Raw genomic sequence first — 21676 nt, 5'->3', positions numbered from 1 at the left:
GACAAACGATGACTCATCTCGATGCCAGGGCGGTGCTGGGACTCGGCGCCGCCGCCGTTCTCGCCGTTATCGTCGCCCTGACGATAGCCTCGGGCCGCCAGCCCGTCAGTGAACCCAAGGGCGGGGGCTATGCCCTCCCCGAACTGCGGGATCATCTCAATGAGATCCGATCCATCACCATCATGGGTCCGGAAAACAAGACCTTGGTCAGCTTGCTGAAGGAGGAGCAAGGCTGGAAGGTCCGGGAGAAGGACGGTTACCCCGCGGACGGCGGAAAGTTGCGGGAAATGCTGATCACGCTGGCAGACGCAGAACTGCTTGAGCCTAAGACTGTCAACGTCGAGCGTTACGCCAGCCTGGGCGTTGAAGACGTCCAGGCCAAGGAGGCCCGCGGCGTCGAGCTGCGGCTGGAAGGACTGAACCAGCCCGCCCGTCTCATCGTCGGCAAGGTCGATGACGACAATGGCGCCACTTTCATCCGGAGACCGGAGGAGAAACAGAGCTGGCTGGCGAAGGGGGTGTTGCACATCGAGCGGGACCCGCTCCGGTGGCTGGACAAGGCACTCACCGACATTCCTTCGAGCAGGATCATGGAAATCAAGCTATCCCGGCCGCGAGGCAAGAGCCTGCGCCTGTTCAAATCGAAACCCGAAGACAGCACCTACAACGTTGCCGATCTACCGCCCGGACGGGAAGCCGATTCCACCATCAGCGGGCTCGCATCGACGCTCGCGGGTCTGAACCTGGTCGACGTCTTCCCGATTTCTGCGGTCGCCATTCCTCCGGAAAGCAATCTGCTCATAGCCCAGTACCGGACCTTCGACGGACTGACGATCGAGGTAAAGGCCTGGAACCAGGACGGCAGGCACTACGCCCAGTTTTCGGCGAAACTGGACCCCCAACCGGCCCAAAGCCGCCTCCCGTCCGAAGGGGACACGCCTTCTCAGGCACCGGCCGCCGGAAAGACCCAAGGCTCCCCGGCCCAGGCGACGCCCGCTCCCGATCCGGGGCAGCGGCTGGAAGCCTTGGACAAGGAGGTGGAACGGCTCAACCGGCGTTTTGCCGGCCGTGTCTTCGCCATTCCGGCGGACAAATACGGCAACATGGACAAATCGTTGACGGACGTTTTGCAACCGGCTGCGACCGGAACGAGACAAAAGAAGAAATAGCGTCGGACGCGGTCCCTAAAGAGCGCATTCCCCGCTCGGAGAAACACCGGCCGGATCGCCTCTGGTCGGTGTTTCCACAACCGCAGCGCGATGAGGTGACCGTGTGATAGATTGTCGCCAACCATGGCGACTCGCTGCACCTCATCCATGAGCACTCACCTTCCCACCGAAGAGCAGATCGCCGAAATGGTCCGGCGCTTCTACCGGCAGGTCCTCGCCGACGACAGGCTGCGGCCCATCTTCGATGCCGCCATAACGGACTGGGACACGCATCACCGCGTGGTCCAGGATTTCTGGTCGCGGACCCTGTTGGACACGGACAGGTACCGCGGGCATCCCTACCCCGTCCATGCGCAGCTTCCGCTGCAGCCGGAGCATTTCGACATCTGGCTGGAGCTGTTCCGCAAAGCGGCGCGGGAAGTGCTGCCGGCCGATTCCGCAGCCAGAGCCATAGCGCGCGCCGAGCACATGGCCGAGAGTTTCAAGGCGGGCATGTTCAGCTTTCCTCGCTACGATGGCCCGAAACTGTGGAAGCCGGCGCGGTAGAGTCGCGCACGGGTGCAGCCCCGTTTCCAGATTTGTCCCTCCATCCCCTCGGTTCGCCCTACTGTTCGTGCGCCACGCCCCGGGCAGCGTATCGACTCCGCATCCCTCCCGTTGCCGTCAAAGAAGACGGCACCGATCAGGCGCCAGATACCGTCCTGCGATTGCGCCTTGGGCATGCAGGCGCACGCCGGCCTGGGGATTCGGGTCCGGAACGCCGGCGGTGGCACGGAAATTCCCGCGCCGGGCGGAATTCCGAGGACAGGGGTGAACATCATCGAACCCGCTTCACCACCCTCGACCCGGCGCATGAGGAAGCAGGCACGGAAGGCGGCTGGTGTCGCCCCATCACGGAGCTCCACGGTGATCATCCGGTGGAAACGGTCATACTCCTTTGGGCTTGAGAAGCCCTGCTCGGCGGTCGAATCTTCCGCGATCCGACGAAATCAGACCAGTCCGAAGAACGGTTGTACGTCCACCAGGCTGCCCGGTTCCACCGGCCCGCTATCCAGCGGCAGCACGATGAAACAGTTGGCCTGGCTCATCGAGGTCAGAATGCCGGAGCCCTGCTGGCCCGTCTTGCGGACCACCATCCGGCCCTCGCCGTCCAGCTCGACGATGCCGCGCTGGAATTCCACCCGGCCCGGTCGCTTCCTGAGTTTCGACCGACAGACGGCCTTGAACACGACCGGGGCCGACAACGGCCACTCGCCCGTCATCCGACGCAACGCCGGCTGCACGAACTGGTAGAACGCCACCATGACCGCTACCGGATTTCCGGGCAGGCCGAAGAACGCGGTGCGGCCGATGCTGCCGACCGTGATGGGCCGCCCCGGCTTCATCGCGATTTTCCAGAATTGAATGCGTCCGACCCGCTCCAGCGTCTCTCGCACCAGGTCGAATTCGCCGACCGAAACACCGCCGGTCGAAACGATTGCGTCCGCTTCGGCGGACGCCCGTACCAACACGGTTTCCAGTCGCTGGCCGTCGTCAGGAATGGCACCGAATTCACGTACTTCGATTCCGAGGCGCTGCAGCATGCCGAGCAACGTGTACCGGTTGCTGTCGTACAGGCAGCCCTCCTCCAGCGCTTCACCGGGCTCCCGCAACTCATCCCCGGTGGTAAACAGCGCAACCTTCAGCCTGCGGTAGACCCACACCTGTGCCTGTCCCTGCCCGGCCAGCACCCCCAGATCGGCGGGCGTCATACGACGCCCGCGCGCCAGCACGACTTGGCCGACGGCGACATCCTCCCCCCTCTCCCGAACGTTCTGGCCGGACTTTTCCCCGGCGCCGATGACCACCCAATCGCCTTCGGCTTCGGCACGTTCCTGCATGACGACGGTATCGGCCCCTGCCGGCATCACGGCGCCAGTGAAAATCCGCACGCACTGTCCTTTCCCGACAACGCCGCGGTACGGCGCACCGGCACGCGACACGCCGACGACCTTCAGGCGGTTCGTTCCCGACGGCGGCAAGTCCGAGCCTCGCAAAGCGTAGCCGTCCATCGCTGAATTCGGCGCCGAAGGGACGGCAACCGTGGCGCGGACATCCGCCGCCAGCACCCGGCCCAGCGCGGACCGCAGACCTACGGTCTCGGCTTCGGCCAAGGGAGACACGGCATCGAGAATCCGGGTCCGTGCCGTCTCAACCGTCAGGGCACTGGGATCGTAGTCGTCTTCACAGGTCATGGCTCGGGTGGCGGAGTTCATGGGAAGGCGGAGGGACTGAGTCTTCGTTCAAATCGGCCGCACTGCCGGTGGCTGGGACGGGAATGATAGCGCTGCCATCCCCTCGCCCGAAAGGCGGCTAGGTCGTCGTCTTGAGCCGGTCCTTCTCCTCCCGTTGGACAACGGTCGCTCGAGTCGCGCATTCGCTGCCGCCTGCTCCGCATCCAACGCCCCAGGTCCGGATCGCTGACGATGGCGCGCCCGCCCGCTGGGAATCAGCCCGGCGCCAACCCCCGACTCCCACGCCACCGTCGCCACGGGATGCCACCCAAAGCATGCGTTTGACCGGCAGTTCCTCGAACTCCGCCGTATATCGCCGCCGGCTCGGTTTCTATCGACCACCCCCCCAAGGGCCTGGCCCTCATAAATGGGGGCTACGCAAGCATGGCGAGATCAACGCCGTGTACGTTGGATTCCGCGGACTTGCACTCGCCGAAGGCCGGCCTGTCCACCAGCAGCGGTCGCGTTTCCAGGAAGCCAGCCGTTTCGTTCTTGGTCTACCCCACGATGATCCGAGGCTCGGTGTACCTCGGCATCTCCTGCAGAGCAGGAGGGGCCGGACGGTCGGCATAGCGGGCTCGTTTGCGGCCATGGCCGCTCCAAAAGCCGTTGCAAGACTGTGGTATTTCACGATATTCCCGGCGCTCCCGAGGCAGAACGAACCGGTGAAGCATCACCCGCCCGGCGCTCAGAGAGCGTCGTAAAGTTTACGACCGGCCCAGTTTGACCGCGACTGGCAGGGTTTGCGGCTCTGGGAGAAAGTCATCGAACTGCCTCGGGCGCACGCCCCCTCAAATTCCTTCAAGGCAGCAGGCAGCAGTGCAACGACGCCCCCCGACCACAGGGATCTGGACCGCGACGGGAATCAGGGACCGTTCCCGCCTGGAACGGGGGCATCGGAGCGCTTCAGAGGATGCCCTGTCAGGCATCCACCCCGCGCTCCACTTCACCCTGCCGCCGCAGCTGCCGCTTGACTATTTTGCCGGCGGCATTACGGGGCAACTGCTGGAGAGCCTTGACCTGGCGTGGAATTTCGTGCCGCCCCAGATAAGGCTTGCACCAGGCGCGGATTTCGGCTTCGCTGGCGGGCGCGTCCAGTACGACATAGGCCACCACCCGTTCACCGTGCAACGGATCCGGGTCGCCGACCACGGCGACCTCCCGGACCGCAGGATGCCGGCACAGGACCTCTTCGATCACCCTCGGATAGACGTTCATGCCGTTGACGATGATCAGATCCTTCTTGCGGTCGACGATGCTGAAATAGCCGTCGTCGTCCACTTGGCCCAGATCCCCGGTGAGGAACCAGCCGTCGCGGAAGCATTCCCGCGTCGCCTCCGGTTGATTCCAGTATCCTTTGAACACATTGGCGCCTCGCACCGCGATTTCGCCCAGTTCGCCCCTGGGAAGTTCGGCGCCGTCTTCGCCGAGGATCTTCATTTCGACTCCCGGTACCGGCAGACCGACCGTGCCACGTTTGACGGGGCCGGCTACCGGATTGACGCAGGTCACCGGCGAACATTCGGTCGGACCATCGCCCTCGTGTATGGGCAAGCCGAAACGTGCCTGAAACTGCTCCATCACGCTGGGCGGCAAGGCCGCGCCGCCGGACACGCAGAGCCGGACGGTTCCGAACCGGGCGATCCGCTCCTCCCCCAGCCGGCACAGCAGGGCATACATGCTGGGCACGCCGAGGAACAGAGTCGCGCGGTGGCGGCCGATGGTGTCGGCCACCCGATCCGGCTCGAATTTCGCCAATGGTATCAGGGCACAGCCGTGGAGGAGTGGCGTGAGCATGCCGACGGTGGCCGCGAAGGCATGAAACATCGGCAACACCACCAAGACCCGGTCCTCGCCAGGGCGCCAATCCAGGGCCTCCCGCACGCTCGTGGTATTCGCCAACAGGTTGCCGTGGGTCAGCATTGCGCCCTTGGGATGCCCGGTCGTGCCGGAGGTGTAGAGGATCGCCGCCAGGTCTTCCCCTCCATCGAATTCGATGCAGGGGGGCGCTGCCGATTCTTCCAAGAGGGCCCGCCAGACATCTCCATCCGGACCATCGAGGCCGATGCCGGCACGGACCTTGAGTCCGGAAAGCCGGTCCGCCACGGCGGCCGCGTTTGCCGAGACCTGACCGTGATAGATCAGCCCGCTGACCCCGGCGTCGGCGAGGTTGTAATGCACCTCTTCAGCGCTGAGCAACAGGTTGATGGGCACGACGACGGCGCCGGCCTTGACGATGCCGGCATAGGCCAGGGCGAACTCCACCGAATTGATGCAGTAGAGACCGATGCGCTCACCCTTGGCGACGCCCCGGACGGCGAGTCCGGCGGCGATGGCATCGGACGCGCGGTCGAATTCGGCGAAATCGACGCGTCGTTCGTCGGTCAAGATGGCGGGAAGGGACGAAAAACGGTCGGCCGCCAGCCGGAGCGCCGCCGGGAGCGATGCTTGCATCGTCTGAACTCAAAACGTTTCGTGGTCTGCGCTCGAGCCGAACACGAGCGGTGATCCCTCTCCGGGCAGAACTAAGGGAGGCTGAACGTCAATTGATGACGTTGTGGCCGCGTCCGCGCATGCAGTTGATGAAAGCCCGCTTGTACTGCTCGTCGCCGGAGACGCCCTGCTGGGTGGCACCGCCGATGCCGCCGGTCGCCGCCCCGATGGCTGCCCCCGTTCCCGGACTTCCCACCGCCGCGCCGATGGCCGCGCCAGCCGCCGCGCCGACCAAACCTCCCACCGCGCCGCCTTTGAGGGCTTCCGTACCGGCGCTGCCGGCTTCCTTGGCCAGCATCCGGCATTCTTCCTCGTCGAGGGAAATGCGGGCTGCATTGGGGTCCTTATACGTGTCGTAGGTCGGTTTCCATCCGGTATAGGTGGCGCAGCCCGAAACGGCCACGGCGGACATCAGCAGTATCGGTATGCTTTTCAACATGGTCATGAATTCCTCGCTCGAAAATTCCGTCCTTACAGTCCCCAGCCCAGATCCGGGGACAGGAAGACGCAGCCACTATATCAAAACCGGGTTCATGCCGAACACTTCGCCGATTCGGGAATATCCGGTGCTTCTGTTATGATCGCATCCTCCGATGAGCGGGATGGCCCGCCGCCCTCCCCCGAACGACCGAATCCCTGCGCCGATCGACGTCCCGGCACGCGGTCACCCTCATCAGACATTTTTCACTCTTTGACTCCCCATCCTGATGCAATCGACCGAAACTCCCTTTTCTTTTGCCGATCTGGCGATCTCAGCCCCCATTCTCCAGGCCATCCGCGAAATCGGCTACGAGACTCCCTCTCCCATCCAGGCGGCGAGCATTCCCCCTCTCCTCGCCGGCCATGATCTTCTGGGCCAGGCGCAGACCGGCACGGGCAAAACCGCCGCTTTCGCCCTGCCGATCCTGAACGGTATCGACCTCGAGCGCCGCGAGCCGCAAGCGCTGGTGCTGGCTCCGACCCGCGAACTCGCCCTGCAAGTGGCCGAAGCCTTCCAGAGCTATGCCCGCCACCTGCCCGATTTCCATATCCTGCCGATCTATGGCGGCCAGTCGATGGACGCACAGTTGCGTCATCTGCGCCGGGGGGTCCACGTCATCGTCGGCACCCCCGGCCGGGTGATCGACCACCTGCGCCGCAAGAGCCTCAATCTGGATGGCCTGCGCACCCTCGTTCTGGACGAAGCCGACGAGATGCTGCGAATGGGCTTCATCGAAGACGTCGAGTGGATACTCGAGCACACCCCGCCCGAGCGCCAGATCGCACTGTTCTCCGCCACCATGCCGGAAGCGATCCGCAGGGTCGCCAAGCGCCACCTCCGCCACCCCAAGGAGGCCAAGATCGAGGCCAAGACCACCACGGTCGAGGCAATCACCCAGCGCTACTGGCTGGGTTCGGGCGCGCACAAACTGGACGCGCTGACCCGCATCCTCGAGGTCGAGGACTTCGACGCCATGATCATCTTCGTCCGCACCAAGGTGCTGACGGAAGAACTGGCGGAGAAGCTGGAGGCCCGCGGCTATTCCGCAGCCGCGTTGAACGGCGACATGAGCCAGGCGCTGCGCGAAAAGGCGGTCGACCGGCTGAAGAAGAATACCCTGGACATCCTGGTCGCCACCGACGTTGCCGCCCGCGGCCTGGACGTGGAGCGCATCAGTCACGTGGTGAACTACGACATCCCGTACGATACGGAGAGTTATGTTCATCGCATCGGCCGCACCGGGCGCGCCGGACGCAAGGGACAGGCCATCCTGTTCGTCACGCCGCGGGAAAAGCGGATGTTGAGCGCCATCGAGAAGGCCACCCGCCAGCGCATCACCGAGATGCGCCTGCCCACCCACCAGGACATCGCCGAGCGCCGGGTCGAACAGTTCAAAGCCCAGATCATGACGACGCTGGAAGAGGAGGATCTGGAGTTCTTCCGTCGGCTGGTGCAGCAGATCGGTCGGGAACGGAGTCTCTCGCCCACCGACATCGCCGCAGCGCTCACCTACCTGGTGCAGAAGGACCGTCCGCTGGTCCCGGCGGAACGGACCGCCCCGGCGGAATCCCCCGCCGAGAGCCGCGGACCGCATAAAAAATTCCGCGATCGCGACGCAGAACCCGGCGAAAAGAAACGTAAGCGCAAGGATCGGGAAGAAACCGGCGTACTCTACCGTATCGGCGTCGGCCGCAATGACGGTGCCGCCGCCAAGGACATCGTCGGCGCCATCGCCAACGAGGCGGACATCCCCGGCCGGGCCATCGGCCACATCAAGCTTTACGACGACTTCAGTACGGTGAGCCTCCCCGCGGACCTGCCGAAGAAATCGCTCAAGCGCCTGGAAAAAATCTGGATCGTCGGCAAACCCATCGACATCCGGCTGTGGACCGGCGGCACCACCGGGCCGCAGGCCGTCGAGAAGCCGAAGAAGAAGGGTTATCCGAAAAAGGACGGTTGAGCTTCACGCCGTCCTCATCGCCCTCCGGACGACTCCCCGTTCAGCGTCGCCATGTCGATCACGAACCGGTATTTCACGTCGTTTTTGAGCATGCGCTCGAAGGCGTCGTTGATTCCTTGGATCGGAATCAGCTCGATGTCGCAGACGATGCCGTGTTCGCCGCAGAAATCCAGCATCTCCTGGGTTTCCCGGATGCCGCCGATCAATGAACCAGCCAGTCGCCGGCGCCCGCCGATCAGACTGAAGGGCATGACCTGTACCCCTTGCGGAGGTACGCCGACCAGGGTCAGCGTGCCGTCCCGCCTCAGCAGGTTCAGATAGGCATCGATGTCATGGGGCGCCGAGACGGTGTCGAGGATGAAATCGAACCGGGCGGCCTGCCGCGCCATGGCGTCGGGATCCCTCGACACGACGACCTCGTCCGCTCCCAGCCGCCGGGCATCCGCCGCCTTGTCCGGCGTCGTCGTGAACAGCACCGTTTCGGCGCCGAAGGTATGCGCGAACTTGAGCGCCATGTGTCCCAGTCCACCCAGACCGACGACCCCGACCCGCTGACCCGGCCCCACCTTCCAGTGCCGCAGGGGCGAATAGGTGGTAATCCCGGCGCACAACAGCGGGGCGGCGGCCGCGAGGTCCAGTCCGTCCGGTATCCGCAGCACGAAGGCTTCGTCGACCACGATGTTCTCGGCATAGCCACCGAAGGTCATGCCGCCGCCGTGCGGATCGGGGCTGTTGTAGGTGAAGACGGGGCCGTGCTCGCAGTGCTGTTCCAGGGCGTCCACGCAGTTCGGGCAGGTCCGGCAGGAATCCACCATGCAGCCCACCGCGACGGTGTCGCCGGGCTTGAACTTCGTCACGCTGCGGCCGACTTCAAGGACCTTGCCGACGATCTCATGGCCTGGCACACAGGGGTATGTGGTCGCATTCCATTCATTGCGTGCCTGGTGCAGGTCGGAATGGCAGACACCGCAGTACAGGATTCCGATGCGGATGTCCTGGGGCAGCGGGTCGCGCCGCTGCAGGACGAACGGCGCCAGCGCCGAATCTGCGGAAAAAGCGGCATAGGCTTTGGCTGTAGGCATGGGAGCGGCTCCTCGTTCGGCAAAGTGCAGGGAGGGACGTCAAACGTCCCCGAGTATACCAAGCGCGGTCAGTGCGAAAACACGGCCGGTGCCATCCCGTGCGCGACGACGGCCGCCGCGGCCGGCTCGGGACGGCCGGACCGACCGCCAGGACAGGCCTTCGCTTCCTCATGCAAGGTATCGGTGAGACCGACACCCGTATCCTTGTGGGTCCCGGCGCCGGCCTGATACTGTTGGCCCATGTCTGGTCGATCCTCCAGCATCAAACCTTGGGGAGCGGGTGTCGCCCTGCTGCTGTTCGCGGCGGGCGGCGCCGTTTTCTGGAGCCTGCCTCGATCCAACATACCGGAATTCCGCTCCGTCCAGGCCGAATGGATTCCATCGGATGCCTATCTGCTGGACCGCAACGGCGAGGTCATCCACGAGCAGCGGGTGGATTTTTCCGCCCGACGCAGCCCTTGGATGCCCTTGCGCACGTTCTCGCCCGCTCTGGTGAAAGCCATCCTCGCGGCGGAAGACCGGCGATTCCACGATCATGGGGGCGTGGACTGGCGGGCCATGGCCGTGGCGGCATGGGAAACGCTCGGCGGACGCAAGCGCGGCGCCAGCACGATCACCATGCAGCTTACTGCCCTCTTGGACCAGCGGCTGGCCAGGCATGGCGGCGGGCGTTCCGTCCGGCAGAAGCTCGGCCAAATCGGAGCGGCGCGGAAGCTGGAGCATCGTTGGAGCAAGGACGAGATTCTCGAGGCCTATCTCAACCGGGTCCGGTTCCGTGGCGAACTGGAAGGCGTGCCGGCCACCGCCCTGGGGCTGTTCGGCAAAGAGGCTTCCGGTCTGGATGAGGCCGAGTCGGTACTGCTCGCAGCCATCCTGCCTTCCCCCAATGTCGGGACCGCCCGAATCGCCCGTCGGGCATGCGCCATCGCCAAGGCCGCCGACTTCCCGCTTGACTGCGGCGACCTGGAGCGGCGGGCGGAGGTGGCTCTGACCCATGTCGAGCGCCCGCCGCCAGCAATCGCGCTGGCGCCGCACCTCGCCCGCCAATCGCTGAAAAAACGCGGTGAGAAGGTCAGGACCACCCTCAGCGCGCCCATCCAGCGCCGCGCCATTCAGGCACTGGAACAACAGCTTCGGGGGCTCAAAGGCCGCAATGTCCGCGACGGGGCCGCCCTGGTCGTGGACAACCACGGCGGCGAAGTGCTCGCCTACGTGGGATCGGCGGGTCCCGACAGCCGCGCGCGCCAAGTCGATGGCGTCCGCGCCCGGCGCCAAGCCGGCTCCACCCTCAAACCCTTCCTTTATGCGCTGGCGCTGGAGAAGCGCTATCTCACCGCCGCCTCCATCTTGGACGACTCGCCGCTCGACCTGGAAACCCGCACCGGCCTTTACGTTCCGCAGAACTACGACCGCGACTTCAAAGGCCGGGTCAGCGTCCGCACCGCGCTGGCCGCCTCGCTCAACATTCCCGCCATCCGCACGCTGATCCTGGTCGGCCTGGAGCCTTTCCACGAACGGCTGTGGAACCTTGGCTACCGGGGGCTGACCCAGGACGGCGAGTATTACGGCTATTCGCTGGCCCTGGGTTCGGGGGAAGTCAGCCTATGGGAGCAGGTCAATGCCTTCCGTACCCTCGCCAACGGTGGCCTCACATCGCCGTTACACTGGCTGGCGGACGATGCCCCCGGTGAGCCCCGCCCTCTCATCGACCCACGCGCTGCCTACATCGTGGGAAGCATCCTCAGCGATCGCTCCAGCCGCGCCCTCAGTTTCGGTTTGGACAATCCGCTTACCACCCGCTACTGGAGCGCGGTCAAGACCGGCACCAGCAAGAACATGCGCGACAACTGGTGCATCGGCTACAGCGAGCATTACACCGTGGGCGTGTGGGTGGGTAATTTCGAAGGCGATGCCATGCATGAGGTGTCCGGCGTCACCGGCGCCGCCCCGGCCTGGCTGGAGATCATGAACGGCCTGCATGCAGACCTTCCGAGCCGGCCGCCCGCGCCGCCGGAAGGCGTGATCGGGCGCCGCATCCGTTATGCCGACGCCCTGGAACCCGAACGTGAAGAATGGTTCGTCGCCGGCACCGAGCTTGCGGAAGTGACGGCTCCGGAGGCGCCGACGCCCCGGATAGAAACGCCCGCTGACGGCATGATCATCGCCCTCGACCCCGATATCCCTGCCCGCAACCAGAAACTCATCCTCCGGGCCAGGCCGGCCCGGGCGGGCATGTCCTTCCTCCTCGATGGCAGGCCGGTCGGCCCTGCGGAGACTCCCGTGAAATGGCCACCGGAGCCCGGCGGCCATGTGCTGAAACTCATGGACGATCGGGGGAGAACGCTGGACCTGGTGAAGTTCCAGGTCCGGGGTATGCGCTGACACAAACTATCGCCCCGGCGGAAACGCCTGAAACGCTCGTTCGACGGCTTCCCTGATTTCCGTCCGTTGGACATCGGGGGCGTAGCCGAAGTCCCCGTCGTCCTCCACGCTGGCATGCCAGACCACGCGGCGGCTGCTGCCGTCGACGACCACCAGATCCAACTTCGCCTTTTCATGGGACGAGCCGTAAGGATCGATACTGGGTGGCAGAGCCCGTCCTTCCGGTGCCTTCGGCGCGGGCACGGCGTGCATGCCGGGATAGAACAGACCGACCGCGCCCCACTCGCTGCCCGACCGCGAGCGACGGTCGATCTTCCATTCGCCGAACGACCAGCCGACCAGGAAATCGGCCCCGGTTCCGCGCCGGGTGTAGCCTTTGGCCGCCAGCAACGGTTCCAGCGTGTCCTTCATCAGGGTATCGAGCCGGAGCCTGTCGGCAGCCGCCTTGTCGGAACCGGGCATCTCGGCGTAGCTCCAGGTCTTGGTCCCGCCGAAGTGGTAATTTTCGTCGAACCCGATTTTCAATCCCGGTCCAGCGCAGGCGGCCAGCAGCATGGCACCCATCGCAAACGTTGGTTTCATCCCGGCCTCCCTCGTCAATAGTCCCGATCCAGGACGGCACCGTTGGTCTGGGCCACTTCGGCGTAAAACCCGGCGCTGGCTTTGGGGATACGCCGCTGGGTCAGGGGATCGACCTGCACCAGACCGAAACGCCTGGCGTAACCGTAGGTCCATTCGAAATTATCGAGCAGCGACCAAGCGAAATAGCCCCGGACGTCCACCCCTTGGGCGATGGCCTCGTGCAGCGCGCGCAGATGGCTGCGGTAATAGGCGATGCGGCGCGTGTCGTCGATCCGGCCATTCTCTCCCTCAGGATCGGCGAAGGCCGCGCCGTTTTCGGTGATGTAGAGAGGGATGTCCCCGTAGCGGGCCTTGACCCACGCCAAGACGTCCTTCAGCCCTTGCGGATAGACCTCCCAGCCCATCTCGGTATGCTCGACGCCGCGCTGGGGCACGGCGGTTACCTCGAGCGGCCCGCCCGACGGATCGTGTCGGACTACGGCGCGGGTGTAGTAGTTGATGCCCAGGTAATCGATGGGCTCCTGGATCACGCGCAGGTCTTCGCTCTCGAAGCTGGGCCAGTGGAGAGCGGAAATTTCCGCCAGCTCGTCGGGATAGGCACCGTGCAAGACCGGATCGAGATACTGGCGATTCATGTAGGCGTGGGCGCGCTCGGCGGCGGCCCGGTCGTCCCGGCTGTCGGTCAGGGCATATTTGGGCTCGAGATTGACCACCAGTCCGATCTGCCCCCGGCCGTCGGCGCGAAACGCCTGTACGGCCAAGGCGTGGGCCCGCAGCAGGTTGTGCGTGACCCAGGGCGCATCCTTCAGGGACCTGTGACCCGGAGGATGTACGCCCGAGACATAACCCGCGTCCATGATGACCCAGGGCTCGTTCAGCGTCGCCCACAAATCGATCTCGTTGCCCAGCGCTCTGATGACGGTGTGCGCATAATCGGCGAACCAGCCCGCGCTGTCGCGGTTCGCCCAGCCGCCGAGGTCCTCCAGCGCCGCCGGCAGGTCCCAGTGATGGAGCGTCGCCATCGGCCGGATACCGTGCTCCAGCAGGGTCTCGACCAGCGCCTGATAATGGGCGATTCCGCGCCAATTGATCCTGCCCTTCCCTTCCGGGAAAATCCGGCTCCAGGCGATCGAGAACCGGTAAGCCGAAAGCCCCAGCGCCTTCATCAGCGCAACGTCTTCCCGGAAACGCCGGTAGTGGTCGCAGGCGGTGTCACCGGTGTCGCCGTTGAGGATGCGCCCCGGCTGGCGGCAGAACCGGTGCCAGTTGCTCGGTCCCGCACCGTCGGCCAGGGGCGAGCCTTCGACTTGGTAGGCCGAAGTGGCCGCGCCCCAGAGGAATCGCTCTGGAAACTCGTATCTGCTCATGCAACGTCCTGTCTGTGGAAAGGGCGATTATCGCCGCCTGCCCAGGTAAGCCCGCAAGCCCGGCGCCACGGCCGGGCGCGCCAATGCCTGACGCGGGTCGATGGGACCGCTTCCGTCGGCGAGGTACACCACGCCCCGTGCCGTTGCCACCGCCACCGGCACGCCGTCCCGCAGCACCAGCCGCTTGCCGCTGTTGGCGGCGATGCGCTCACCGGGCAGCACGGTGCCGGCGAGGTTGAGCGGATCGGCCCCATCGACGGAGACGATGATGCCTTCGGGTGCCTCTTTCCGGATCTTGCGCAGAGACTCGACGGCCTCCCGCAGGGCGAACTGCTCACCGTAGCGTCCGGCGACGAACCGCCCGCCGAGGATCTCCCCCCGCGCCTCCAGCCGCCGGAACACCCGCACCAGATCCAGCCAGGACGGCACGGCCGGCTCCCGCTCGAGCAGGCTGCGGAACACCACCCCGTAACGCTTGAGCAAGACCCGCGCAGCGTGTTCGATCTGGTCCGGGTGCATCCCGGCGACCGGCACCAGACTCCAGCGTCCGGCCTCCTCGATTCCGGTCACACCGCGGTAGCGTCGTTTGCGCTGTTCCGGCATCAACAGCGCCCGTAGCCCCAAGAAACCGTCCGAGGTCACCCGCCCTTTCGCCGCGAGTTCGCTCAGGGCTTCTTCCGCCTGTGTCTTGAGCAGCCCGCTCGATGCCACCAGTTCATCGAAGAACTGCGCGCCATGCCTTTCCAGGCTCTCGGCCAAGCGGGCCGCAGTACCCGAAATCCCGCCGGCCACCGCAGCCGACCAGCGGCACTGATGGCTGCGCGGCAACAGGACCAGAGGCGCGACCCGCAGCGATCCGCCACCGGAACCTTCGCACACCAGCCGCCGCCAGGTGATCCGGCCGGAAACGCAGAGCGTATCCAGCCAAACCGGGTCGTAATCCACGACCCGCGCCGGCAGGATCTCCCCCTCCCAGGCGGCGGCGGTGGCCTGAAAGCCTTCGAGCTGCTCCAGCACCAGGGCGAGGCCGTCCTTGCCCCGGACCTTCGCCGCCGGATGCACATGCTGCCAGTGCAGGAGGAAACGCATGAAATCGGCGGCCGTGACCGGCTCGACCGCCTGCCGCAGGCGGCCCAGGGTGTAGCGGTGGATACGCGCCAGGATGCTGCGCTCGCACCATTCGGTCTCGCCCGATCCCGGAGTGAAGGCGCCCCGCAACACCGTGCCTTCGCTTTCCAGGGCACACAAGGCCGCTTCGAGCGTCGCGGCTGCCAGCCCGGTCTCGGCGACGAGCCGCGCCACGGTCACCGGCCCCGTTACGCCGAGACGGGCGCGGAGAACCTCGACCAGGGCCGGCCCGGATTCCCAGAGCTCGGCATCCAGGGCCGGCGGCAAAGTCAGCGCCGGTTCAGTCGCGGTGTCGGGATAGACGGCCCGGAACTGCGGCCAGCGTTCGGCGGCGAGCCACAACCCCGCGCCGCCCCGGGACAGACGGGCGGCGCGGCCGGTAGCCGCGAGTTCCGCCAGGAAGCGCATCCAGCCGTTTTGGGCGACCTCCTGCACCGTGACGTAACCCGAGACGCTCAGCGCGTCGTGCACCTCTTCCACCGCCCCGCCCTGCGGCCCGATCTCGTCGAGGACGCGGGCGATGGCCGCCGCGTCGAGCCGGCCCAGGTCATCGGCGGCACGGGGCTCCAGCCAGCGGCGCATGGCCACCGCACGGGTACGCCGCTCTTCCAGCGGCGCGCCGTCGAGAAAGGTGTAGACCTTGGAATTGACGATCTCGGCGGCCAGCGGCGAAGGCTCGGTCAGGTCACGGCATTCGACCCGGATCGTCCCCTCGCGGATGCCCCGGATCACCTCGATCAGCCGCTCCAGGTCCATGGCCTCGGTCAGGCAATCGTGCACGGTCTGCTTGACCAGGGGATGATCGGGAACCTCGCGGTCGCCGACGATGTTTTCGAAACAGGCGAGCTGGTCCGGGAACACGCAGGTGACCAGGTCTTCCGCCTGCATCCGCAGCAGATAGGGCGGGGTCTTGCCGCCGCCCTGGAAACGTTTGAGCGCCAGGGCACATACCGCATTCCAGCGCCAGCGCACTTTGAACATCGGCGCATCGAGCAGGGCCTGGACCAGGAGGGGCCGCACCGTGTCCGGGCCCAGAAACCGTTTGACTTCTTCCAACGCGAAGCTCTGTGCCACGCCGAGCGACAGGATCAGCGCGTTTTCGGTCGCCGCCGCCTGCAGCTCGAAATTGAAGGTGCGGCAGAAACGTTTGCGCAGCGCCAGACCCCAGGCGCGGTTGACCCGGCTGCCGAAGGGCGCGTGGATGATGAACTGCATGCCGCCGGATTCGTCGAAGAAGCGCTCGAACACCACCGTGTCGAAGGTCGGCAGCACGCCCAGCAACGCCTTCGCGGCGGCCAGGTAGTTGACCGCCTGCTCCACCGCCCGCGGCGACAGCGCCAGTTCGGCGGCCAGCTCTGCGGTGACTTTCTCCGGCGCCGTCCGTTCCAGAGCGTCCCCGATCCGCGCGCGCAGGCGCGACACCGCCAGCGAAAGCTCGTACGAGCGGCCCGGCGCCTCGCCGAACCAGAAGGGAATGCTGGGCGGGATGCCGGCAGCATCCTCCACCCGCAGTGCCCCCCCCTCCAGCCGCAGAACACGCCAGCTCGTATTGCCGAGCTGGAACACATCGCCCGCCATGCTCTCGATGGCGAAATCCTCGTCCACGCTGCCGACCACCTCCCCGCCGGGCTCGACGACCACCCGGTATTCGGCATTGTCGGGAATGGCGCCGCCGCAGGTGACCGCGGTCACCCGTGCGCCTTTGCGCGGCCGCAGCCGGCCGTGGATGCGGTCGCGGTGCACATAGGCCCCGCGGATGCCGCGGCGGGTACTGTAGCCCTCCGCCAGCATGGCGACTACGGCGTCGAAATCGGCGCGCCCGAGATCCCGGTACGGATAGGCGCCGCGCACGGCATCGTAGAGCTCGTCCTCGCCCCATTCCTCGCAGGCCACCATGGCGACGATCTGTTGCGCCAGCACATCCAGCGGCCGAACCGGGATGGGAATGCGGTCGAGTTCACCCCGGCGCAGTGCATCCACCAGCGCGAGACAGTCAATCAGATCGTCACGGCTGGTCGGGAACAACCGGCCTTTGGGCAGTCCGCCAGCGTAATGGCCGGAACGGCCCACCCGCTGCAGGAAGGCGGCGATGGTCCCGGTCGCCCCGAACTGGCAGACCAAGTCGATGTCACCGATGTCGATACCCAACTCCAGCGACGCCGTCGCCACCAGAGCCTTCAGCCGGCCGGCCTTGAGCCGGGTTTCCGCCTCCAACCGCTGCTCCTTGGACAGGCTGCCGTGATGCGAGGTGACGCCTTCCTCGCCGATCCGTTCGGCCAGAGCGCGCGCCAGCCGCTCCGCCAGGCGGCGGGTGTTCACGAACACCAGGGTGGTACGGTGCTGGCGAACCAGTTGCGCCATGCGGTCGTAGACTTGCCCGGCTGCCTCGTTCGACAGCACGGCCTCCAGCGGGAAATCCGGCAGCTCGATGTCCAGATCCAGCCGCCGCCGGTGGCCCTCGTCCACGACCACACAGTCGCCGCGCCCGCCGGTGAGAAAACGCGCGACTTCCTCGACGGGACGCTGAGTGGCCGACAGCCCGATGCGTCGCACACTTCGCCCGGTGAGTCTTTCGAGTCGCTCCAACGACAGCGCCAGATGCGACCCGCGCTTGCTGCCCAGGACGGCGTGGATCTCGTCGACGATCACCGTCCGCACCGTCCCCAGCATCCGCCGCCCGCCGGCGCTGGTCAGCAGGATGTAGATGGATTCCGGCGTAGTGACCAGAATGTGCGGCGGCTGACGGGTCATGGCGGTACGCTCGGTGGCAGGCGTATCGCCGGTGCGGACCCGGGAGCGGATCGTCAGCGCGGTCCGGCCGGATTCGAACAGCATCCGCTGTATACCTTCCAGCGGCAACTGCAGGTTCTTGTGGATGTCATTGCTCAAGGCCTTGAGCGGCGAAATGTAAAGGATACGGGTTTCGTCCGGCAGGCCGACCACCTCCCCTTCCCGCACCAGCTCGTCGATCACCGCCAGGAATGCCGCCAGGGTCTTGCCCGAACCGGTGGGCGCGGCCACCAGGACGTTATGGCCGCCCTGCACCGCGGCCCAGGCCCGGGTCTGAGCAGGTGTCGGTGTGCCGATGGCCGCCTCGAACCAGGAACCGACGATGGGATGGAAGCCCTCTATCGACATCTATTTGCACCAACTGATGACACAGCCGTCACGGGTCGCACCATTACGAGTCAGACGAATCCTGCCCCACGGTCGACAGGTCGCGCCAAAACAAGGCACTGGCGCCGTGAGCCACGATGGCTCGCAATTTGCCTTCGCAAAGATACCAAAGAAATACCGCGATTTAGGGAAAAGAATGACAAAAAGTGCTGACGTCCTGTTCGTCCTGCTCGGCGCCATCATGGTGCTGGCCATGCATGCCGGCTTCGCCTTTCTCGAAGTCGGCACGGTGCGGCGCAAGAACCAAGTCAACGCGCTGGTCAAGATCCTCAGCGATTTTGCGATGTCCACCATCGCCTATTTTTTCATCGGCTATGAGCTCGCCTATGGCGTCGATTTCTTCGACAGCGCCCTGGCGCTCACGGTGGACAACGGTTACGGCCTGGTCAAGTTCTTTTTCCTCCTGACCTTCGCCGCCGCCATCCCGGCCATCGTCTCCGGCGGCATCGCCGAACGTTCGAAGTTCAATCCCCAGCTCGCCGCGACCTTCCTGCTGGTCGGCTTCGTCTACCCGCTGTTCGAAGGCATCGCCTGGAATTCCAATCTCGGCTTCCAGGGTTGGCTGCAAACTCGTTTCGGCGCGCAGTTCCATGATTTCGCCGGGTCCGTCGTGGTCCATGCCGTCGGCGGCTGGATCGGCCTGGCCGCGGTGCTGCTGCTGGGACCGCGGCGCGGACGCTACCACCGCGACGGCATGATCGCCGCCCACCCGCCGTCCAGCATCCCCTTCCTTGCGCTGGGCGCCTGGATCCTCACCGTCGGCTGGTTCGGCTTCAACGTCATGTCCGCGCAGAATCTCAACGGCATCAGCGGCCTGGTCGCCGTCAACTCGCTCATGGCCATGGTCGGGGGCACCCTCGCCGCCCTGCTCGCCGGCCGCAACGATCCCGGCTTCGTCCACAACGGCCCCCTGGCCGGTCTGGTCGCCGTCTGCGCCGGCTCCGACCTGATGCACCCCATAGGTGCCCTGGCCGTCGGCGCAGTCGCCGGCTTCCTGTTCGTCTACCTGTTCACCCTGACCCAGAACCGCTGGAAAATCGACGACGTGCTCGGCGTCTGGCCCTTACACGGCCTCTGCGGCGCCTGGGGCGGCATCGCCGCCGGCATATTCGGCCAAAGCGCGTTGGGGGGCATCGGCGGCATCAGTTTCATGGCGCAGGTCCTCGGGACGGGGCTCGGAGTGGCAATTGCCTTGGCGGGGGGGCTCGCGGTCTACGGTGCCGCGAAAACGCTGATCGGCCTGCGCCTGACACCGGAAGAGGAATTCGACGGCGCGGATTTGACGCTGCACAGGATTTCGTCCAGCCCGGAGAAGGAAGCGGGCTGGTGACCTCCCGTGGGAAAGGCGGTCGTAGACGGATGCAACACCGTCACGGCCCCCATGCGGGTCGATCCTGCGCCGTTTCCCCCTTACTCCTCTGCCGTGCATCCCTGTGATCCGGCCATGGCCGAGATGTCATCGACCCCGTCCGGGACACCACGGGTCTTGGACGGCACTCCGGATTCAGGGTGGATGACGGGACAGGTCGATGATGCCCGCCATGCCGGCGATGTTCATTTCCCGTGACAGCGGCACCGCCGCAGCCGCCGACGATTCCATCGGACGGTGGGAACCGTAACCTTCGGTCGGGGCAAGCGATGGGCAGGCGAGATAGACGTGTCGGCGAGAAGCCAGCCGGGACCGATCAGGGTCGGGATGGGTTGCTTTCGGTCTCCTCCGGTCTTGACGCGACCCACACTCCTTCGGTACCCCTATCGACGACCCGGCACCGGCTGGGGGTATCCTTCTTGCCAATATTCGCCGATCATCTGCCGGCCCGTCACGATGCGCATCGAATTACAGAATCTAACCGTCGCCCTGGCCTTTGCCGCGGCCGGGTTCGGCACCTCGGCGCTGCTTGCGGGCTACAGCTTTTTCCCCTCGCCTTTCTGGCCGCCGGCCGGCATTGCGCTGGCGGCAGCGTTGCTGAGCGGTAACCGGGCATGGCCCGGGATCTTCGCCGGGGCCTTCTTCGTCAATTGGCGACTGTTCGGCCTGCCGCTCCCGCTGGCGACGGCCATATCCCTGGTCAACGTCGCCACCCCGGTCCTCGGTGCCCTCCTCGTCCGTTGGACGACTCGCTCCAAACAACCGTTCTTCCGACTGCGCCACGTGGTCTGCTTCATCGTCTTTGGCGCGCTGGTGCCGGCGTGCCTGGCCGCTTCCACCGGGGTTGCGCTGGCGGTCGCCTCCGGCCTCGTTCCGCCGCAGGGCATCGACAGCGCTTGGTGGCGCTGGACGCTTTCAGAGGCGGGGGGCATTTTTCTCCTGGGACCCACGCTGATCCTGTGGTGCAGTGTCCGCCGGCGCCAACGGCAGCCGGGAAACTTCTGGGAGGCATTCACCGTGGCAGCCGCGACGCTGTCCTTCGCCGCGGCGGTGTTTTTGGGCATCCGTGCCTCCGTGCATCCGTTCGAAGGACTTCCTTACCTGCTGTTTGCACCGGTGCTGTGGCTGACGGTGCGCTGTTCCCTGCAGGCAGCCACCGCGCTGTTGTCCGCCGTGGCACTCATCGCGATCGGGGGGACGCTGCTGGGGCTCGGACCGTTCCATCTCTTGGGCAGCACTCAACCCTTGCTGAACGTGGGCTTGCTGCTGGTCGTCCTGGGAACCTCCACGCTGGCCATGGGGGCGCTGGTCAGCGAACGCCGCGCCGCCGAGGAAAAATTGCGGCGAATGAACGAAACACTGGAACGACGGGTGGCCAGGCGCACGGAAGAGCTGCACTATCGCGCCACCCGCGACGGCCTCACCGGGATGGCCAACCGCGCTTATTTCTTCGAGCGGGGGGAAGCGATGCTCGCCGAAGCGCAGGATACCGGCCGCCCCCTGGCGGCACTGCTCATCGACGTCGATGGCCTGAAAGTCATCAACGACAGCTATGGCCATCACATGGGCGATTCCGCCATCTCCCGTGTCGCGGGAGCCTGCCGAGCCGTGTTGCGGAAGGACGACCTGGGGGGCCGGATCGGCGGTGACGAATTCGCCGCGCTCCTGCCGGATACGGATGAAGCCGGGGCCCGCGGGGTGAGCGCCAGGATCGCCGACGCGTTGCGATCGGCTTCGACCGAGGGACTGGAAGTCGGGGCCAGCATAGGCGTGGCAGTGAGCGAATCATCGGACGGCGGGCTGGATGCCCTGCTGCGCCGGGCCGATGCCGCCATGTATGCGGAGAAACAAAGCCGTTCCGGCGGGGGGAGGTAGCGATGCCCCAGCCCCATGCCGGCCGTCGCACGCTCCGCCTGGCCTGCAGGGTGGAGTTTGCCGGGTGTCCGGCGATCAGCGGTAACACACGGGACCTGTCGCCCGTGGATATCTCTCTGCAAAGCGCCGCCTTGCTGACACCGGGTCCACGCCGCCCCAGGCCGGGAGACCGGGGCGTACTCACCCTCACCATCCGTGGTCCCGGCCTGCCCAACGCCTTGCTGAAAATTCCCTGCCGCGTGGCCTTCGTCAACGGCAACATCCTCAATTTGCAGATCACGACCGCGGGCCTGGACACCCGCCAGCAGGAAACCTTCGATCTGCTGTTCCAACGCTGA

Annotated in this window: 15 protein-coding genes; 7 read left to right on the top strand and 8 right to left on the bottom strand. The window is 65.9% G+C overall.

The features are described 5' to 3' along the window. The first annotated feature begins 8 nt into the window (after positions 1-8). Both H156_RS0112485 and H156_RS0112480 read left to right on the top strand, forming a co-directional pair. Positions 9-1169, top strand: coding sequence for a DUF4340 domain-containing protein (locus H156_RS0112485; protein WP_017365705.1), 1161 nt, complete (start codon positions 9-11; stop codon positions 1167-1169). Positions 1170-1316: 147 nt separating this feature from the next. After that, complete coding sequence (locus H156_RS0112480; RefSeq protein ID WP_017365706.1) at positions 1317-1715, top strand: group III truncated hemoglobin; 399 nt, start codon at positions 1317-1319, stop codon at positions 1713-1715. A gap of 443 nt (positions 1716-2158) precedes the next feature. Here H156_RS0112480 and moeA read toward each other — a convergent pair whose 3' ends face one another. The 3 genes from moeA to H156_RS0112460 form a co-directional block, all read right to left on the bottom strand. Next, entirely contained in the window at positions 2159-3403 is a 1245-nt protein-coding gene (gene moeA / locus H156_RS0112470) for a molybdopterin molybdotransferase MoeA (protein WP_248617100.1), read from the bottom strand. Between the two features lie 960 nt (positions 3404-4363). Then, entirely contained in the window at positions 4364-5896 is a 1533-nt protein-coding gene (locus tag H156_RS0112465) for a long-chain-fatty-acid--CoA ligase (RefSeq protein WP_017365290.1), read from the bottom strand. Positions 5897-5984: 88 nt separating this feature from the next. After that, a complete protein-coding gene (locus tag H156_RS0112460; RefSeq protein WP_026045943.1) occupies positions 5985-6374 on the bottom strand; it encodes a glycine zipper family protein in 390 nt (129 codons plus the stop codon). Positions 6375-6642: 268 nt separating this feature from the next. Here H156_RS0112460 and H156_RS16145 point away from each other — a divergent pair, with 268 nt between their 5' ends. Continuing rightward, positions 6643-8376 (top strand): DEAD/DEAH box helicase, encoded by a 1734-nt coding sequence (locus tag H156_RS16145; protein WP_017365292.1) that lies wholly within the window; start codon positions 6643-6645, stop codon positions 8374-8376. Between the two features lie 14 nt (positions 8377-8390). Here H156_RS16145 and H156_RS0112450 read toward each other — a convergent pair whose 3' ends face one another. Then, positions 8391-9458, bottom strand: a complete 1068-nt coding sequence (locus H156_RS0112450; RefSeq protein WP_017365293.1) for an NAD(P)-dependent alcohol dehydrogenase — start codon at positions 9456-9458, stop codon at positions 8391-8393. Between the two features lie 68 nt (positions 9459-9526). Further along, positions 9527-9700: a hypothetical protein gene (locus tag H156_RS17090; protein WP_017365294.1), complete on the bottom strand. Its 174-nt coding sequence runs from the start codon at positions 9698-9700 to the stop codon at positions 9527-9529. Between H156_RS17090 and pbpC the strand changes: the two genes are divergently transcribed. Then, positions 9699-11840 carry a penicillin-binding protein 1C gene (gene pbpC, locus H156_RS0112440; RefSeq protein ID WP_017365295.1) on the top strand — a complete coding sequence of 714 codons (2142 nt, stop codon included), beginning with the start codon at positions 9699-9701 and terminating at the stop codon, positions 11838-11840. The genes H156_RS17090 and pbpC overlap by 2 nt on opposite strands. A gap of 6 nt (positions 11841-11846) precedes the next feature. On the opposite strand, the gene H156_RS0112435 is transcribed toward pbpC, so the two are convergent. Genes H156_RS0112435 through H156_RS0112425 form a run of 3 tightly spaced genes read right to left on the bottom strand, consistent with a single transcriptional unit; the run spans position 11847 to position 18055 of the window. Beyond that, on the bottom strand, positions 11847-12422 hold the full coding sequence (locus H156_RS0112435) for a DUF4136 domain-containing protein (protein ID WP_036246478.1): 576 nt from the start codon (positions 12420-12422) through the stop codon (positions 11847-11849). 14 nt (positions 12423-12436) lie between these two features. Continuing rightward, on the bottom strand, positions 12437-13789 hold the full coding sequence (locus tag H156_RS0112430; RefSeq protein ID WP_010960845.1) for a GH1 family beta-glucosidase: 1353 nt from the start codon (positions 13787-13789) through the stop codon (positions 12437-12439). A gap of 27 nt (positions 13790-13816) precedes the next feature. Then, positions 13817-18055 (bottom strand): DEAD/DEAH box helicase, encoded by a 4239-nt coding sequence (locus tag H156_RS0112425; protein WP_017365297.1) that lies wholly within the window; start codon positions 18053-18055, stop codon positions 13817-13819. Between the two features lie 175 nt (positions 18056-18230). Here H156_RS0112425 and H156_RS0112420 point away from each other — a divergent pair, with 175 nt between their 5' ends. The 3 genes from H156_RS0112420 to H156_RS0112405 all read left to right on the top strand — a co-directional run bounded on the left by H156_RS0112420 (position 18231) and on the right by H156_RS0112405 (position 21676). Continuing rightward, entirely contained in the window at positions 18231-19424 is a 1194-nt protein-coding gene (locus H156_RS0112420) for an ammonium transporter (protein WP_017365298.1), read from the top strand. Between the two features lie 495 nt (positions 19425-19919). After that, complete coding sequence (locus H156_RS0112410; RefSeq protein ID WP_017365300.1) at positions 19920-21338, top strand: sensor domain-containing diguanylate cyclase; 1419 nt, start codon at positions 19920-19922, stop codon at positions 21336-21338. A 2-nt stretch (positions 21339-21340) separates the two neighbouring features. After that, the gene (locus H156_RS0112405; RefSeq protein ID WP_017365301.1) at positions 21341-21676 is read left to right on the top strand and encodes a hypothetical protein; all 336 of its coding nucleotides are present in this window, start codon (positions 21341-21343) and stop codon (positions 21674-21676) included.

The organism is Methylococcus capsulatus str. Texas = ATCC 19069 (assembly GCF_000424685.1).
GTDB lineage: Bacteria > Pseudomonadota > Gammaproteobacteria > Methylococcales > Methylococcaceae > Methylococcus > Methylococcus capsulatus.
Note: the sequence above shows the minus strand (reverse complement) of the source record. Positions and strands in the feature narration are given on the sequence as shown.

Excerpts from the sequence above, each read along its gene's own strand:
- H156_RS0112485 (WP_017365705.1), top strand. The coding sequence starts at position 9 with ATGACTCATCTCGATGCCAGGGCGGTGCTGGGACTCGGCGCCGCCGCC.
- H156_RS0112465 (WP_017365290.1), bottom strand. The coding sequence starts at position 5,896 with ATGCAAGCATCGCTCCCGGCGGCGCTCCGGCTGGCGGCCGACCGTTTT.
- moeA (WP_248617100.1), bottom strand. The coding sequence starts at position 3,403 with ATGACCTGTGAAGACGACTACGATCCCAGTGCCCTGACGGTTGAGACG.
- H156_RS0112450 (WP_017365293.1), bottom strand. The coding sequence starts at position 9,458 with ATGCCTACAGCCAAAGCCTATGCCGCTTTTTCCGCAGATTCGGCGCTG.
- H156_RS17090 (WP_017365294.1), bottom strand. The coding sequence starts at position 9,700 with ATGGGCCAACAGTATCAGGCCGGCGCCGGGACCCACAAGGATACGGGT.
- H156_RS0112480 (WP_017365706.1), top strand. The coding sequence starts at position 1,317 with ATGAGCACTCACCTTCCCACCGAAGAGCAGATCGCCGAAATGGTCCGG.
- pbpC (WP_017365295.1), top strand. The coding sequence starts at position 9,699 with ATGTCTGGTCGATCCTCCAGCATCAAACCTTGGGGAGCGGGTGTCGCC.
- H156_RS0112405 (WP_017365301.1), top strand. The coding sequence starts at position 21,341 with ATGCCCCAGCCCCATGCCGGCCGTCGCACGCTCCGCCTGGCCTGCAGG.
- H156_RS16145 (WP_017365292.1), top strand. The coding sequence starts at position 6,643 with ATGCAATCGACCGAAACTCCCTTTTCTTTTGCCGATCTGGCGATCTCA.
- H156_RS0112460 (WP_026045943.1), bottom strand. The coding sequence starts at position 6,374 with ATGTTGAAAAGCATACCGATACTGCTGATGTCCGCCGTGGCCGTTTCG.
- H156_RS0112410 (WP_017365300.1), top strand. The coding sequence starts at position 19,920 with ATGCGCATCGAATTACAGAATCTAACCGTCGCCCTGGCCTTTGCCGCG.
- H156_RS0112420 (WP_017365298.1), top strand. The coding sequence starts at position 18,231 with ATGACAAAAAGTGCTGACGTCCTGTTCGTCCTGCTCGGCGCCATCATG.
- H156_RS0112425 (WP_017365297.1), bottom strand. The coding sequence starts at position 18,055 with ATGTCGATAGAGGGCTTCCATCCCATCGTCGGTTCCTGGTTCGAGGCG.
- H156_RS0112430 (WP_010960845.1), bottom strand. The coding sequence starts at position 13,789 with ATGAGCAGATACGAGTTTCCAGAGCGATTCCTCTGGGGCGCGGCCACT.
- H156_RS0112435 (WP_036246478.1), bottom strand. The coding sequence starts at position 12,422 with ATGAAACCAACGTTTGCGATGGGTGCCATGCTGCTGGCCGCCTGCGCT.